This window comes from Rhizobium sp. ZPR4 (genome assembly GCF_040215725.1).
GTDB lineage: Bacteria > Pseudomonadota > Alphaproteobacteria > Rhizobiales > Rhizobiaceae > Rhizobium > Rhizobium rhizogenes_D.
This window is the reverse complement of record NZ_CP157967.1, coordinates 2,579,154-2,594,600: the sequence shown is the minus strand read 5'-3', so window position 1 is coordinate 2,594,600 and position 15,447 is coordinate 2,579,154. Positions and strand designations below refer to the sequence as shown.

Annotated in this window: 14 protein-coding genes; 3 read left to right on the top strand and 11 right to left on the bottom strand. The window is 61.4% G+C overall.

The features are described from left to right. Positions 1-18: 18 nt before the first annotated feature. On the bottom strand, positions 19-1,209 hold the full coding sequence (locus tag ABOK31_RS12770; RefSeq protein ID WP_349956279.1) for a DUF459 domain-containing protein: 1,191 nt from the start codon (positions 1,207-1,209) through the stop codon (positions 19-21). An 80-nt stretch (positions 1,210-1,289) separates the two neighbouring features. Further along, entirely contained in the window at positions 1,290-2,513 is a 1,224-nt protein-coding gene (locus ABOK31_RS12765; RefSeq protein WP_174176852.1) for a lytic murein transglycosylase, read from the bottom strand. Between the two features lie 203 nt (positions 2,514-2,716). Here ABOK31_RS12765 and galU point away from each other — a divergent pair, with 203 nt between their 5' ends. Further along, entirely contained in the window at positions 2,717-3,604 is an 888-nt protein-coding gene (gene galU / locus ABOK31_RS12760) for a UTP--glucose-1-phosphate uridylyltransferase GalU (RefSeq protein ID WP_113348822.1), read from the top strand. 93 nt (positions 3,605-3,697) lie between these two features. On the opposite strand, the gene ABOK31_RS12755 is transcribed toward galU, so the two are convergent. Next, positions 3,698-5,221 (bottom strand): outer membrane beta-barrel protein, encoded by a 1,524-nt coding sequence (locus ABOK31_RS12755; protein WP_349956278.1) that lies wholly within the window; start codon positions 5,219-5,221, stop codon positions 3,698-3,700. Between the two features lie 198 nt (positions 5,222-5,419). Between ABOK31_RS12755 and ABOK31_RS12750 the strand changes: the two genes are divergently transcribed. Continuing rightward, positions 5,420-6,415 (top strand): KpsF/GutQ family sugar-phosphate isomerase, encoded by a 996-nt coding sequence (locus ABOK31_RS12750; RefSeq protein WP_349956277.1) that lies wholly within the window; start codon positions 5,420-5,422, stop codon positions 6,413-6,415. Here ABOK31_RS12750 and ABOK31_RS12745 read toward each other — a convergent pair whose 3' ends face one another. Beyond that, entirely contained in the window at positions 6,416-6,874 is a 459-nt protein-coding gene (locus ABOK31_RS12745; RefSeq protein WP_349956276.1) for an NfeD family protein, read from the bottom strand. A 1-nt stretch (position 6,875) separates the two neighbouring features. Next, the gene (locus tag ABOK31_RS12740; protein WP_174176845.1) at positions 6,876-7,892 is read right to left on the bottom strand and encodes an SPFH domain-containing protein; all 1,017 of its coding nucleotides are present in this window, start codon (positions 7,890-7,892) and stop codon (positions 6,876-6,878) included. 300 nt (positions 7,893-8,192) lie between these two features. On the opposite strand from ABOK31_RS12740, the gene ABOK31_RS12735 reads away from it, so the two are divergent. Continuing rightward, positions 8,193-9,101 carry a S1C family serine protease gene (locus ABOK31_RS12735; protein ID WP_174176843.1) on the top strand — a complete coding sequence of 303 codons (909 nt, stop codon included), beginning with the start codon at positions 8,193-8,195 and terminating at the stop codon, positions 9,099-9,101. A 33-nt stretch (positions 9,102-9,134) separates the two neighbouring features. On the opposite strand, the gene hemH is transcribed toward ABOK31_RS12735, so the two are convergent. The 6 genes from hemH to ABOK31_RS12705 all read right to left on the bottom strand — a co-directional run bounded on the left by hemH (position 9,135) and on the right by ABOK31_RS12705 (position 15,445). After that, positions 9,135-10,169, bottom strand: a complete 1,035-nt coding sequence (gene hemH / locus ABOK31_RS12730; RefSeq protein ID WP_349956275.1) for a ferrochelatase — start codon at positions 10,167-10,169, stop codon at positions 9,135-9,137. 97 nt (positions 10,170-10,266) lie between these two features. Further along, positions 10,267-12,369: a 5'-nucleotidase C-terminal domain-containing protein gene (locus tag ABOK31_RS12725; RefSeq protein WP_349956274.1), complete on the bottom strand. Its 2,103-nt coding sequence runs from the start codon at positions 12,367-12,369 to the stop codon at positions 10,267-10,269. Positions 12,370-12,516: 147 nt separating this feature from the next. Continuing rightward, positions 12,517-12,840, bottom strand: coding sequence for a hypothetical protein (locus tag ABOK31_RS12720; protein WP_174176838.1), 324 nt, complete (start codon positions 12,838-12,840; stop codon positions 12,517-12,519). Between the two features lie 28 nt (positions 12,841-12,868). Then, positions 12,869-13,258, bottom strand: a complete 390-nt coding sequence (locus ABOK31_RS12715; protein WP_174176836.1) for a hypothetical protein — start codon at positions 13,256-13,258, stop codon at positions 12,869-12,871. A 180-nt stretch (positions 13,259-13,438) separates the two neighbouring features. After that, positions 13,439-14,890: a homospermidine synthase gene (locus tag ABOK31_RS12710; RefSeq protein WP_349956273.1), complete on the bottom strand. Its 1,452-nt coding sequence runs from the start codon at positions 14,888-14,890 to the stop codon at positions 13,439-13,441. Between the two features lie 270 nt (positions 14,891-15,160). Further along, positions 15,161-15,445, bottom strand: coding sequence for a YciI family protein (locus tag ABOK31_RS12705; protein WP_349956272.1), 285 nt, complete (start codon positions 15,443-15,445; stop codon positions 15,161-15,163). Positions 15,446-15,447: the final 2 nt, after the last annotated feature.

Below are 15,447 nucleotides of genomic sequence, written 5' to 3'. Positions count from 1 at the left end.
AAACCGCATCCGTGCCGCCTAGCGTGCGACCGATCCCGGCAATCTGTAGTCGTCGACGCGGCCGACCGGCGCCGGGTCCATCAGACCCTTCTCGACCAGAAGATCGCGTGGTGATGAGGTCGCTACGGCTGGCGCAGGGCTGCTGCCCAGAAGCTGAGAGCCGCCGTCGAGATCGGGATCCGAGAGGCTCATCGGCTGCGTGCGGGTGATCTTCTCCGGTTCCGCGCCGGGAAGATTGGCCTGTTGCGCCGGCAGCGGATTGCCCGTGTCCAGGCGCGTGATGTCGGGGCTTGCCTGATCGCCCAAGATCCGGCGTGCGGATTTCTCGAGATAGAAGGCGACCTTGCGCTTGCCGGCAGCCGTCAGGTTGACGCCGTCCGCCGTCCTTAACCGGACCTGCTGGCCGTTGATATCCGAACCGGTGACGATGAATTCGCCGTTCTGGTCGGTAAATCCGTCCCAGATGTCGATGAATTCGCCGCCGACGCTGGTCACCTGGCTTTGATAGATCTGATTGAGCTTGACCGCGCTGGCGGTCAGCTGGTCCGAGCCGAAGGAGGGCAGGCCGACCCAGAGCAGTGGGATATGGCGGCTCGTCACAAGTTTGCCGAATTGCTGCACACGCTCTTCATAGGCAAGGAACCAGGGGTCGGTACCGTATTTCTCGTTCAGCCCGTCGCCGATCATCTGCTGGCGATCATTGGCGCCGATCATGACAACGACCATGGCCGGTTTCAGCTGGTCGATCATCCCGGGCAATTGCTGCGGCCAGTTGTAATAATCCTGCCGCACGAGACCGGAGGCGACGTTGCCGCGTGACTGGACGACCACGCCGGGGGAGGTGGAGAAGGCATCCTCCAGTCCGGTGGCCAAGCCGCTCGCCAGAAAGTCGCCGACGACGAGGATGGTCTTGGCGTCGGGAAGCTTTTCCGCCGGTGGCGGCGTTTCCGGCTGCGCGACCTGCTGGCGTGGCGGCGGGGTCGGCCGCTTTTTCGGCTGCACCTTGCGCCGCGGCGGTGGTTGCTCGGCCGGCTGGTCCGGGTAGTCGGGCTCGCGGGTGCCGAACAGCATGTCGAGCAGGTTTCGCCGCGGCCGCTCCTGCGCCTCGGCGATGTTCGGCAGGCAACCAAAGGCGATGACGGCGGAGAGGAACGCTGTCAGAACCACCTTCAAGGTCACCATGGTCGCGCGGGCAGAGTGTTTCATCATAGCTTCTCTTCCGCTCACGACTCCGTGGTCGCATAAGGACGATTTCATCGTCCGGCGATCCCGGATTCGCTTGAGGCGGCTTACTTGCGCAATGCCTTCAGCAGGCTCATCGAGGGCTCGCCATCCGCATCCATGCCCATGCGTTCCTGGACGGCGCTGATGGCAGCCTTGGAGCCCGAGCCGAAATTGCCGTCGACGACGCCGTCATAATAGCCGAGTTCCTTCAGGCGCGTCTGCAGCTCGAATTTCTGCTTGACGTCGAGCGCGCCGCTCGGGCGGGGCCAGGATTGCTGCATGCCGCCATAGCCGGCGATCTGGTCCGCGAGCAGACCGACGGCGAGCGCATAGCTGTCGGAGGCGTTGTAGCGCTTGATGGTGAAGAAGTTGCCGGTCATCAGGAAGCCTGGGCCGTTCGGACCGCCGGGCATCTTCAGCTGTGCGCGGTCGGAGGTCGTGCGGAAGCCCTTGCCGTTGGGGCGCACGAAGCCGAGAGCCGCCCATTGCGCAATCGTGTGCGTCTTGCCAGCCTGGGCGCCGCCACCGGGCGGCACGGTGACTTCATAACCCCAGGTACGGCCGGTATCCCAGCCGTTCTTGGCGAGAAGATTGGCTGTCGTCGCCAATGCGTCCGGAACGGAATTCCAGATATCGGCATGGCCGCTGCCATCGGCATCGACAGCATAGAGCAGGTAGCTGGTCGGGATGAACTGCGTATGGCCCATGGCACCGGCCCAGGAGCCGTTCAGATCCTTGCGCGAGATATCGCCCTTCTGCAGGATCTTCAGCGCGGCGATGAGCTGCTTCTTGGCATAATTCGCCCGCTTCGGATCGGCATAGGCAAGCGTCGCCAGCGCGCGGGGCACGTAGTGCAGCCGATCGTTCTTGGCCAGAACCTCGCCGTAATTCGATTCCATCGACCAGATGGCCAGCATGATATTGCGGTCGACGCCGAAGTGCTGTTCGAGCGTGCGCAGTGTGGACCCGTACTTGACCGCCATCTTGCGGCCAATATCGACCGTATAGGGATTGACACGGGAGTCGAGGTAATCCCAGACTTGGGACTTGAATTCCGGTTGGTACTGCGCCTTTTCGAGGACCGTGGGGTCTGGGTCCGTCACACCGGCAAATGCATTGCGGTAGGTCGATTGCGTAATGCCGCTCTTTGCGGCGGTCGTATAGAAGCCCGCGATCCATTTTTGGAACCCAGGGTCAGCATTGGCGTTAACGGGAAGGAATCCCGCCAAGGCGCCGAGCGCGAGCGCCAAAGCGAGACCACGAAGGGAGTGTTTGCGGTTTACGGTCATCTACAGCCTTGTCCATCAATCGTTGGATTTCGGTGCGGCGATGCACATAGCATCGGCCCATGCGTGACGCTAAACGAACGAAGTCAACAAATTCTTTACCATGGAAGTTCCGGTCAGTCATTATTTGCAAAACAGTAGCAAATTTAATCTACTGACCTTTAGAATGGCTTGGTGCCAACTGATTTAATGCCCAGGAGGTATGAGTGGGACAGCATAAGAAGGTTCGTAAGGCAGTATTTCCGGTTGCCGGACTAGGGACGCGGTTCTTGCCGGCGACCAAGGCGGTGCCGAAGGAGATGCTGACCGTCGTGGACAAGCCGGTGATCCAGTATGTCGTCGACGAGGCGATGGAAGCGGGCATCGAGCATTTCGTGTTCGTCACGGGCCGTAGCAAGCACGTCATCGAAGACTATTTCGATATTCAGTTCGAGCTTGAGCAGACGCTGCGCCAGCGCAACAAGAACGCCGAGCTGTCGCTGCTGAACGGCCTGCTGCCGAAGGCGGGCACGGCGAGCTTCACGCGCCAGCAGGAGCCACTCGGCCTCGGTCACGCCGTCTGGTGCGCCCGCGAGATCGTCGGCGACGAGCCCTTCGCGCTTTTGCTGCCCGACATGGTCATGCGCGCCGAAAAGGGCTGTATGAAGGGCATGATCGAACTTTACGAGCATAGCGGCGGCAACGTCATCGCCGTCGAGGAATGTGCGCCGGATCAGACCCATAAATACGGCATCGTCGGCGTCGGCGAGACGATCGGCAGCGGCTTCCGCATCACGGAAATGGTCGAAAAGCCGGCCAAGGGCACGGCTCCGTCCAACTTCTTCATCAACGGCCGTTACATCCTGCAGCCGGAAATCTTCCGTATCCTGGAAAGCCAGGAGCGTGGTGCCGGCAACGAGATCCAGCTGACGGACGGTATGCTGAAGCTTGCCAAGACGCAGGATTTCGCCGGCTATCACTTTCAGGGTCAGACCTTCGACTGCGGTGCAAAGGATGGCTTCATCCTCGCCAACGTCGCCTTCGCCCTGGCGCGCGACGATATTCGCCCGACCATCGAGGACGAGTTCAAGGCATTGATTGCGGCCCTGAAATAAGGGGTCGACCTTTTGGGAAAAATCTTGGGGCCTGGCATATGCCGGGCCTCAATTCATTTGAGCGGGTGGATTGGAGTTGAGCGAAGGCGGTGTTCAGCGTTTTACGGTCAGGCCCAGGCCGGCCTGGAATTGCCGGGTGTTGTCGCCCACATCTCTCGTCGTCAGCTGATAGCCGACATTGCTGGTGAGATCGAGGTAACGGTTGATCCCCCAGGTTAGCCCGAAAGCGGCGTCGTATTCGACCTCGTCGGAGGCACCGCCATTGGATGGGTAATTGCGCCAGGTCGGGCCTCCCGTCAGCTTGGCGGTGAGGTCGTCGCGCAGCTGATGGCTTACGGTGCTCGTGAGCTGGTAGGCGGTGTAGCCGCTGAGACCGGCCGTAGTGGAGGGCTGGACCGTGGTCGAAAGGCCGACGCTGATATCCGTGCCGCGCTGTGGCGACCAGGCGAGACTGCCGTCGATCGTCGGCGAATCGACCGAGGCGAGGCGCGAATCGTCGAATTGCGTGTGCTGGTAGCCGAAGCCGAGCTCGCCCTTGAATTTTTCACCGAGGTCGAACTCGACGCCGCCCTTGCCGCCATAGCTCTGGTTCGAGCGGGCATAGCCGTTGCCGTCGCGCGTCTCATCGTAGACGGCGCGGCCGAGGGTGACTTCAACGAAGGGAATGATGGCAGGCGATAGCTCGTAGCCGATGCGCCCGCGCCAGGTTCCGGCCGTCTGGTTACGGTCGCTGAGGGTGACCGTCGTCCCGTCAGATAGGACGGCATCGGAATATACGCTGCGTGTCAGCGCTACGGCCGTCGTGCCGCGCAGCAGGCCGAAATCGCGTTCCAGCGAGAGCCCGGCCGTGTACTGGTTGACGGCGGATTGCTTCGAGGCGCCGGCGATCGCATTCGGGTCGCTCGTGTCTTCGCGGTAGAATTGATAGCCGGCGGTGACATGCGCGGTGGTATCGGCGGGAAGATCCAGACGCAGGTCGGCATTCAGATTGACGGTTGGCTTCTCTTCGCCCGCGCCGCTGACGTTCTTCTGCCAGACGCCTTCGCCGGTGATGGTCAGGGCGTGCCGATCCCAATCCGATGTCAGGGTACTGCGCAGATCGGTCTGCAGGAAGGTGCGGTTGTCCTTGACGTCGCCGGTGCGATCCCGCTCGATGTTGATCGACTGGTTGACCGAAGGGCGCAGGGTGAAGGTGCCGAGCGGTATGCCCTGGACATCTGCTCGATCCGGATACTGGCGGGCCTTCAGACCGTCGACGGCGGGCTCCCGCTGGTTCACACGGCGCAGATCGTTATCCAGCGTCGAGCCGGTGGCTGTGGGGTCGATGCCGGTGAGGCGCAGCGGCGCGTTCAACGGCGCGTCGCCGGAGGCCGATGTCTGGTTTGCCGGTGCAGCTGTCTGGCTATCGGCCGCGGTCGCGGCATTCGGATCGGTCGGGGATGCCGATGCCGATGCCGAAGCAGGCAACGTGTCGTCGAGGTTCTGATCGGGTGACAGCGATTGCGCATTGGCCGGCGCCGCTACGGCGAATGCGATGCCCCAGCCGAGCACGGCGGAGGTCGCCCATGCCGCCAGCCGGAAGGCACCATGACCCGCCTTGTCCTTGCCGATGCCCATGTTGTTTATATCTGACCCTGCTGGAAATGACCTAAATTCTTACCCAAGTGTAAAGCCGCGTGGTTAACGCTTGGTTGCCAAGTGATGGCGACAAGAAAGGGTTCGATAATATTTGTCGGGAGGGCGTTGCAGGCTGCCGCCATCACTATAAGTCGATCTTTAGTGGACAGATTTGCAGAAAAGCGTTAGGCCTCGCTCATGAATAAGAGAGCTGTAAGACTCATCGAGAACGGTGCGATCGAATCTGCAATAAGGACGATTGAGACCGAGAGACGGGGCATGGAGGCGCTGGAACGCGCACTGACCAATGGTCTGGCCGAGCCCTTCAGCCGCGCGGTGGAACTCATCGGCGATATCAGTGGGCGCGTCGTCATCACCGGTGTTGGCAAGAGCGGCCATATCGGCAACAAGCTCGCCGCAAGCCTGGCTTCCACGGGTACGCCGGCTTTCTTCGTCCATCCGGTCGAAGCCAATCATGGCGATCTCGGCATGATCACGCAGGCTGACGTCATCATCGCCATCTCTTGGGGCGGCGAGAGTGCTGAACTGCGCGGCATCATCAGCTATTCCCGCCGCTTCTCGATCCCGATGATCGCCATTACATCAGGCGAAACTTCTACGCTTGCTCGCGAATCGGACGTAGTGCTGTTGCTCCCCAAGGAGCAGGAGGCCTGCCCGCACGGGCTCGCGCCGACGACATCGACGCTGCTGCAGCTTGCGATCGGCGATGCGCTGACCGTCGCCTTGCTGGAAGCGCGGGGCTTTACGGCCGAGGATTTCCGTACCTTTCATCCAGGCGGCAAGCTGGGGGCTAGCCTTTCTCATGTCGCCGACATCATGCACAAGGGCGACCGTGTGCCGCTGGTCAAACTCGGAACGGGCATGCCGGAGGCGGCGATGACGCTAGCGAAGATGCGTTTCGGCTGCGTCGGCGTGATCGATGACGATGGTTGCCTGTGCGGTATCGTCACCGATGGCGATATCGCCCGCAATCTCGGCGCCAGCCTCGCGGAGAAGCTGGTGGACGAGGTGATGACCCGCAACCCGAAGACGGTGAAGGAGACGACGCTGGCGACGAGCGCCATGGCCGCGCTCAACCGTCACAATATCTCGGCTCTGATGGTCATCGACGAAGCGCGCCGGCCGATCGGCGTCGTGCATTTTCATGATCTGCTGCGGATCGGCGTCGCCTGATCAGACCGGTTCGACCGTGAGCTCGCGACCATTGCTGGCGACCACTTTGACGCGGGTGCCAACAGGCAGGTCCGGCCCGTTGACCGTCCAATAGGTATCGTTCAGGCGAATGCGCCCGCGGCCTTCGGCGATCGGTTGGTCGAGGGTTGCCGTGCGCCCGACCAGGCTAGCGCTGCGCTGGTTCAGGAAAGGCTCATCGGTCACCTGGTTGTTGTTGTAGAGATAGCGGCGGCCGATGAGGGTGACGATCACAGCCGTTGCCGCAAAGACCAATCCCTGCACCTGCCAGACCCAGAAGCTGTGCTCCCAGAAGAGGAGCGACAGGGCGCCGACGATGATGCCGGCGAGCCCGATCCACACCAGGAAGAAGCCCGGCAGGATCAGCTCGGCGGCAAGCAAGACCAGACCGACGAGCCACCAGCTCCAGGGGCCGAGTTCGACGATGAGGTTGTCGAACATGTCAGCTCTCCTTCGGTGTCAGCGGATTGATCGCTGGCGTCGTGCGCGCGGGGCCTGGACGCGGGCGAGGCTGCTGCGGCGCGCCATTGCCGTCGCCATTGTCGCCGAAGACCTCGCGGGCGATCGCACCGATGCCGCCGAGCGAACCGATGATCGAGCTTGCCTCCATCGGCATCAGCACGATCTTCGAATTGCCGGCAGAGCCGATCGCGGTCAGGGCTTCGGTATACTTCTGCGCGATGAAGTAGTTGATCGCCTGGACATTGCCTTCGGCAATCGCCTCGGACACCACACGGGTCGCCTTCGCCTCGGCCTCGGCCAGGCGCTCGCGAGCCTCGGCATTGCGGAAGGCTGCCTCACGCTGACCTTCTGCCTGGAGCACAGCGGCCTGCTTGGCGCCTTCAGCGCGCAGAATCTGCGCGTTGCGCATGCCTTCCGCCTCCAGAACCTGAGCACGCTTTTCGCGCTCCGCCTTCATCTGCCGCGCCATGGCGTCGACGAGATCCTTCGGCGGCTGGATGTCCTTGATTTCGACGCGCGTCACCTTGATGCCCCAGGGCTCGGCCGCCTCGTCGACGACGCGTAGCAGCCGCTCGTTGATGGCGTCGCGGTTCGACAGCAGCTCATCGAGATCCATCGAGCCCATGACGGAGCGGATGTTGGTCTTGGTGAGATTGAGGATCGCGCTTTCGAGATTGGTGATCTGATAGGCGGCCTGGGCAGCATTCAGCACCTGGAAAAAGGCGACCGCATCGGCCGAGATGCTGGCATTGTCCTTGGTGATGACCTCCTGGGTCGGCACGGCGAGGACCTGTTCCATCACATTCATGCGAGCGCCGACCGTTTCGATGAAGGGCACGATCAGATTGAGCCCCGGCTCCAGCGTGCGGATATAGCGGCCGAAGCGCTGGACCGTGTACCGATAGCCCTGCGGCACGGTCTTGATGCCTGCAAACAGCACCAGAATGACCAAGACAACCAGGGCAATCACAACGATGCTGAAACCACCGACGACCATCGAACTCCTCCATGGACGCGCCTGCCTGAACAGGCTCGCGTCGCGTAAACCGCTACCGTTCGGCCTCCTATGCTCGGTCGAGCTCATGAGGCGGCAGCTCAATCAGATGTGGTGGGTTAGCATGTTCTCGGCAAGTGAGGAATGGGGCCGCAGCAGGCGTTTCGCTACGCGGCCGATCAACCAATCGCCGTCTGGGTCTTGCGCCCGGCGATTGATGTTCATACTTTATTACATGAACTTCCAGCTCCGCTGCCAAGCAGCCTTTCGGGGCAAGCCATCGCGCATCATCAGGGTGAAGCCATGAACTTAGATAGGACCTTGCGGTCGGTTGTGGCCGTGCACGCTTCAATTCCGGAAGACGCCTTCACGGCGGCAACGCTCGGCACCCGCAGAGAAGGGAGTGGCGTCGTCATCCGCGGAAACGGCCTGGTATTGACGATCGGTTATCTCATCACCGAAGCCGACGAGGTCTGGCTCACGACCAATAGTGGCCGCGTCGTGCCCGGCCATGCGCTCGCCTACGATCAGGAAACGGGATTCGGGCTCGTGCAGGCGCTCGGGCCTCTCGATGTGCCCGCCCTCGAATTCGGCGATACCAACAAGGCCGAGATCGGCGATGAAGTTGTCATCGCCGACGGGATCGGCCAGTTCGTCGAGGCGAAGATCGTCGCCAAGCAGGAGTTCGCCGGCTATTGGGAATATCTGCTCGACGAAGCGATCTTCACGGCACCGGCCCATCCCTCTTGGGGCGGAGCGGCACTTGTCGACGAAAAAGGCAAACTTCTCGGCATCGGTTCGCTGCACCTGCAGATGGCAACCCAGAATGGTGACAGCGCTGATATCAACATGATCGTGCCGATCAATCTTTTGATGCCGATCCTGGACGATCTCATCAAGCGCGGCCATGTCAACAAGCCGCCGCGACCCTGGCTTGGCGCCTTCTCTGCCGAAAGCAATGGCGAAGTCGTCGTCATGAGCGTCACCGAGGGCGGCCCGGCTGCCAAGGCGGGCTTGCGCCGGGGCGATGTCATTTCTGAAATCCGCGATGGCGAGGTCGACGGGCTCGCTGATTTCTATCGCAAGATCTGGCAGAGCGGTCCAGCCGGCTCCGAGATCCCCATGCGTGTGCTGCGCGACGGCCGCGAAGCCTGGCTGCGTGTCAAATCCGCCGATCGCGGCAGTTTCCTCAGAAAGCCGCAGCTGCAATAGAGCCGTGTCGCCGGCATCGCTGCCGGCGGTCTGTCACGCCCAGCCGAGCAGCTCCCGCCGCACGACCTTTTCCAGCACGTTCATGCCGTCTTCGCTGTCGTTGAGACAGGGAATGTGGGTGAATTTGTCGCCACCGTTGTGATGGAAGGATTCCGCCGCCTGCTCGGCGATCTCTTCGAGCGTCTCGAGGCAGTCCGAGACGAAGCCGGGATTGAGCACGGCGATCCGCTTGGTGCCATTCTTTGCAAGCTCTTCCACCGTCTTGTCGGTATAGGGCTGCAGCCATTCCTCCGGTCCGAAGCGGGACTGGAAGGTGACCATGAACTGATCTTCGGATAGGCCAAGCTTCTCGCGCAGCAGCCGGCCGGTCTTCTGACAGAAGCAGTAATAGGGGTCGCCGAGCTTGAAGTAAGACATGGGAATGCCGTGGAAGGACGCGATGATCTTTTCCGGCTGCCAGTCCAGCGTCGACAGGTGCCGGGTGACCGAATTGGCGAGCGCCTCGATATAGGTCTCGTCGTCGTGATATTGCGGGACGGTGCGGATGGCCGGCTGCCAGCGCATCTTCTGGAGCTTCTCGAACGCCTTGTCGTTGACGGTAGCCGTCGTGGCCGCCGCATATTGCGGATAGAGCGGAAAGAGCACGATGCGCTCGCAGCCACCGTCCTTTAGTGCCTGGATGCGATCGGCGATTGACGGCTGGCCATAGCGCATGGCCCAGTCGACCTTGACGTTGGGCAGATCGCGCAGCCGCTCGGCCATCAGGTCGGACTGGTTGCGGGTATAGGTGCGCAGATAGCTTTCGTCCTTCTCCTTGTTCCAGATCGTTGCATAGGCCTTGCCGACTTTCCCCGGACGAGTGTTGAGCACGATGCCGAACAGGATCGGATACCATTTCCAGCGCGACCATTCGATGACGCGGCGGTCGGTCAGGAATTCTTTCAGATAGCGACGCATCGAGGAGTAGTCGGTGCTGTCGGGTGTTCCGAGATTGACGAGCAGCACGCCGACCTTGCCGTATTTCACGCTCGGGTGATTGGGCGCAAGCGCGGTCAGGTCTGCTGTCATCGATCGAATTCCTCTCAAGATACGAAGCACTTCACATAAGAACAAAAGCCGGTTCGGGGAAGCCCGGACCGGCTGGTGTAAGCGAGACAAATCGTCCTTACTTGGCCGGAATCCTCAACTTTTCGCCGACCGTCAGGTGATGCGGCTTGATGTTGTGGTTGGCGGCCACGAGTTTGTGCCATTGCTTGGCGTTGCCGTAGTAGGTCTTGGCAATATCCCACAGCGTGTCGCCGGCGATGACGACGTGGGTCGTCGGTGTCTTCGGCGGTTCGCTTGCCTTGGCCTCGGGCGCTGCCGTTGCCGGAGCCGTGGTCGCGGGTGCGGAGGTGGCCGGAGTTTGCGCCGCTGGAGCCGAGGCGGCGGGTGTCGAGGCTGCCGGATCCGAATTTGCCGGAACGGTCGGCGTGGGCGTCGGGTTGACCGGGGTCGTCGTGCTCGGCGTCGTCACCGTCGGGGCGGAAGAGGCCGGCGGTGTTGTCGTGGGCGAGGCGGTGCCGTTATCGGTAGCAGAAGCTGCCGGTTTCTGCTCCGGTGCTGCCTGCGGTGCCGTTGCGGCGGGCTTCGCCGGCTCCGGCTGAGCGGTTGTCGCCGTTGCGGCAACCTGGGTTATGCGGCCATCCGTATAGGGTTTATAGGGATTGTGCGCGCCAAGATAATCGGCGACCACCGATTCCAGATTGGGGCCGAAATCGTAGGCGTTCTTGCCGTCCTTGGCGAAGACGGTATAGCCGTCGCCGCCGGCGCGCATATAGTTGTTGCTGACGACGCCATAGGTCTTTTCCGGGTCGATCGGCTTGAATTCGGTGCCTTCCTGCACGTCGACGGAGACGAGGCGGCTGCCCGGGGGCTTCGATTTGTCGAAGCTGTATTTGAGGCCGGCTACCTGGGGGAAGCGGCCAGCGCCGTCATCGATCTGGCTGAGCCCGTTTTCGAGCGCCGCCTTGACGTCGGCGCCGGTCAGCTGAAAGGTCGCAACCGTGTTCTGGAATGGCAGCACGGTCAGCACGTCGCCCATGCTGACATCACCGGCGGCGATCGAGGCACGCAGGCCGCCGCCGTTCTGGATGGCGATGGAAATGCCCTGCGCCTTGGTGCGGTCGAGCATCGCGTCGGCGACAAGATTGCCCATTGAGCATTCCTGAACGCGGCAGATTTCACGTGCGCCTTCGATCGGCCCTTGCGAATTGCCGATGATCTTCCTGCGTAGTTCCTCGATCGGTTTTGCCATCTCCTGCACGCGTGCGAGGATCGTCGGATCGGGCTTGATGGAGGCATCGAGCAGGATCGGATCGCCCTTGGCGTCCTTGACAGCGCCGTTGTCGTCGAAGGTGATGACGAGATCGCCAAGATATTTGCTATAGGACGCGGCCTGGACGACGGGGACCTTATAGCCGGCCGGATTGTCGACCATGGTCGGGTAGGGGCCGGCTGCCTTCGGGTCGGTATTCGACAGGAGCGTATGCGAGTGACCGCCGACGACGACGCTGACGCCGGCGATCTTGGCGATCTTCTCGACATCGCGCGGATAGCCGACATGGGTGAGCGCGATGATCTTGTTGACGCCTTGCGATTTCAGCGCATCGACTTCGGCACTGATGGCGGCGGCATCGTCGGTGATCTTCACATGGGGGCCGGGAGAGGCAAGCTCAGGCGTTTCGGTCGTCACCGCGCCGACGATGCCGATCTTCTGGCCGCCGATATCGAGCACGATCGACTTCTTGATGCGGTTGCCGAGCTTCGATTGGTCGTCGACCACCAGATTGGCCGTCACGACCGGGAACTGCGCCTTGTCGAGGAAGGCTGCAAGCGGGCCTTCGCCATCGTCGAATTCGTGGTTGCCGACCGTCATGGCGTCGATCTTCATGTCGTTGAGGAATTCGCCTTCGGCCGCACCCTTGTAGGTCGTATAGAACAGGGAGCCCTGGAAATTGTCGCCGGCATCGAGGACGACTACGTTCTGGCCGGCAAGGGCGGCACGTCTCTGGTCGATGGCGGCTTTCAGCCGTGCTGCACCGCCGAAGCACTCGTTCTTGGCTTCTTCGGCTGCAGAGCAGGTGGCGTCGAACTTGTTGATCGATTCAACGCGCGAATGGAAATCGTTGAAGTGCAGGATGTTGAGTTGATAGTCCGCGAAGGCGGCGCTGGTGCTCAGCGCCAGCAGCGTGGCGGCCAAAAGACCCACTCCGAAGGGCTGCTTCATCTGTCTCTCCTGTTGGTCATTGCAATCCGGCCCGCCAATGCCCCGAGGCGGTCCCCCACGCCGATGTTTTCATCACGGCGGAGCGAGCGCAAGCAAAAGCTGTTGGCTTCATTAGGATTTTACAAAGCGGCGGATTGGAGCGCCGGATCAGGCACAGGCCTCGACGGAGGCAGCGCCATAGGATTCGCGCAGCGCTGCTGCGGCATTCCAGCCGACAGAGCAGAAGACGAGCGCACAACAGAGGAAGGCGACAAGATGAAGGCGCCGATTCCGCTTTCGGTAGAGCAGGATAGTGCCGGCGCCATAGATGAGCAAAGCCGGTACGGCAAAAAGGAGGACGCTTGCCGGGCCGTCACAATCAAGGGCTTCGAAGCCTTGAGCGCGATAAGTGTTGACGGGGGTAATGGTCGCCAGGATGGCCAGCGGAAGCGCGGCGATGAGAGCCAGGTAGAGAATCATCATCGCGCGCATCGCGGCCTATCCGTTCATCCAGCTTCTATCAGCCCTGGCGATTAAGCGAGAAATGCCCGCCGGTTTCGGACGTGCAGTTGAGCTGGCCCGGATTGGCCAGGAAGCAATTGACCTTCGAAGAGGTGCGCTTGATATTCGAATAGAGATTGATCTGAATGACGCCCGACGGATCGGTCGTATAGGTTCCCGAAGCCATCTGCTGGTTCGTGCCATCCGTCGTGTGCGTTTCGAATCGGCCGGCGTTGAAGGTCGAATTCAGGCCGTTCGAATCTGCCCAGCTTCCTTCCACTGAATTCATGCGCGGCTGGGAGCCGCCAGGGTTCATTGCCATCGGCGGCGGTCTGGAGCCGCCGAAATCGACGCAGGCAGATAAAGCTGCCGCAGCAGCGAGGAGGGCAAGAGCGGTTCTCATCTTCATAAATATCTCCCGCGAATAGGGGCGGTCTAAAGGCGTATCGGTTGCAAGGAAGATGGCGCGACCATCGAGCTAAAGCAAGATGTCACAGGCGATCTGCTTGATTTATCTGGCTTGCGTAACAAAAATGCCCGCACGACCTGTGCGGGCATTCGAGCCTTGCATCGGGTTAACGCTATACTCTTAGCGAACCAGAATGTTCCGGAACTGCCACGGATCCTTGGTGTCGATGTCTTCCGGGAAGAGGCCCGGGCGGCCATCGAGCGGGGTCCAGTCGGTGTAGTGACCTTCGACCGGGCCGAGATAGGGCAGCTGCACTTCGAGGCAGCGCTTGTAGTCGACTTCGTCGGCTTCGACGATGCCGGCCTTCGGATTTTCCAGTGCCCAGACCATGCCGGCGAGAACGGCAGACGTTACCTGCAGACCGGTGGCGTTCTGGTAGGGGGCGATGCGGCGGGTCTCTTCGAGAGACAGGCGCGAGCCGTACCAGTAGGCGTTCTTGGCATGGCCGTAAAGCAGCACGCCGAGTTCGTCGACGCCGTCTTCCAGTTCATGCTCGTCAAGAACGTGGTGAACCGGCTGCGGGGTGCCGCCGTTGCCGAACATCTCATGCAGCGAGAGCACGGCGTCGTTGGCCGGATGATAGGCGTAGTGGCAGGTCGGGCGGAAGGTGACTTCGCCGTCCTTGTCGCGCACGGTGAAATAGTCGGCGATCGAGATCGACTCGTTGTGGGTCACCAGGAAACCGTATTGCGGGCCGGGGGTCGGGCACCAGGTACGGACGCGGGTGTTCGCGCCCGGCTGTTCCAGATAGATGGCAGCCTTGCAGCCCTTCTTGTGCTTCTTGGCGTTCTTCGGCATCCACTCTTCATGGGTGCCCCAGCCAAGCTCGGCCGGCTGCAGACCTTCGGAGATGAAACCTTCGACCGACCAAGTGTTCCAGAAGACGTTGAGCGGCTTCGGATGCTTGGTGCGCTGGGTGTCGCGCTCGGCAATGTGGACGCCCTTGACGCCGACCTTCTTCATCAGCTTGGCCCAGCCTTCGCGGTCATGCTGATCCGGCTCTTCGAACTTCAGGCCGATATCCTTGGCGAGGTTGACGAGCGCCTGCTTGACGAACCAGGAGACCATGCCCGGATTGGCGCCGCAGGTGGAAACCGCCGTCGTGCCGCCCGGGTTCTTTTCCTTCTCCTTGCGCATGGTTTCGCGCAGGGCATAGTTGGTGCGGTCGGCGTTCTTCAGATTCTTGTCGAAATAGAAGCCGAGCCAGGGTTCGACGACGGTGTCGATGTAGAGCACGTCGAGCTTGCGGCAGAGCTTGACCAGATCGAGCGAGCCGGTGTCGACCGAGAGGTTGACGCAGAAGCCCTGGCCGCCGCCTTCCGTCAGGAGCGGCTTCAGGAGTTCCTTGTAATTGTCCTTGGTGACATATGCCTTGATGTGGCGGACGCCGTGCTTCGCCAGGATTTCCATATCGGCTGGCTCTTCACGCGGGTCGATGACGACCATCCGGCTCTTGTCGAATTTGAAATGGCGCTCGATCAGGGGCAGGGTGCCACGGCCGATGGAGCCAAAGCCGATCATCACGATCGGACCGGTAATTTCGGCATATACCGGATAGTTGTGTTTCGTCATTCTTTTCTCCTTCGAAAGGCAGGACGCCGTTCGGTTCACGAAATCTAGTTAGAGTTTGCGCGAAAGCGCTGGCAGAGTTTGCGCGAAAACGCTGGGTGAGCGGCTCTAATCATAATTTGATGTCACAATAAAGAGCTGTTCAGGGTTAGCCGGGCAAAGTCAAGTGACGGCCAACATACACGCCTTATGCGACGGGTTTGTTGCCTTCAAGGTTGGTTTTCGCTGACATAAGCGGAATGTTGCGTGTTGGCCGCGATCTCCCGCCGATCATCACCCCTTCAAGGTTTCCAGACCATCGGTGACCGTGGTGAGTGCAATTTCCTGGACCTCGTAGGCGGCGACGCCATGGATGGTGAAGGGGTCGGCGGCGACGTAGGCCTCCAGTTCGGTCCTCTCGCCGCGGGCGAAGATGACGCCGCCGGTGCGTGGCACCTTGCGGCCGGAGGCAAGGAACCAGCCCTTCGCATAGCCCTCTTTCACCCAGGCCATATGCGGCTCCATGTGCTTGTCGGCTTCGTCATTGCCCTTGAGGTAGGTGAGCGAGAGAATGAACATCA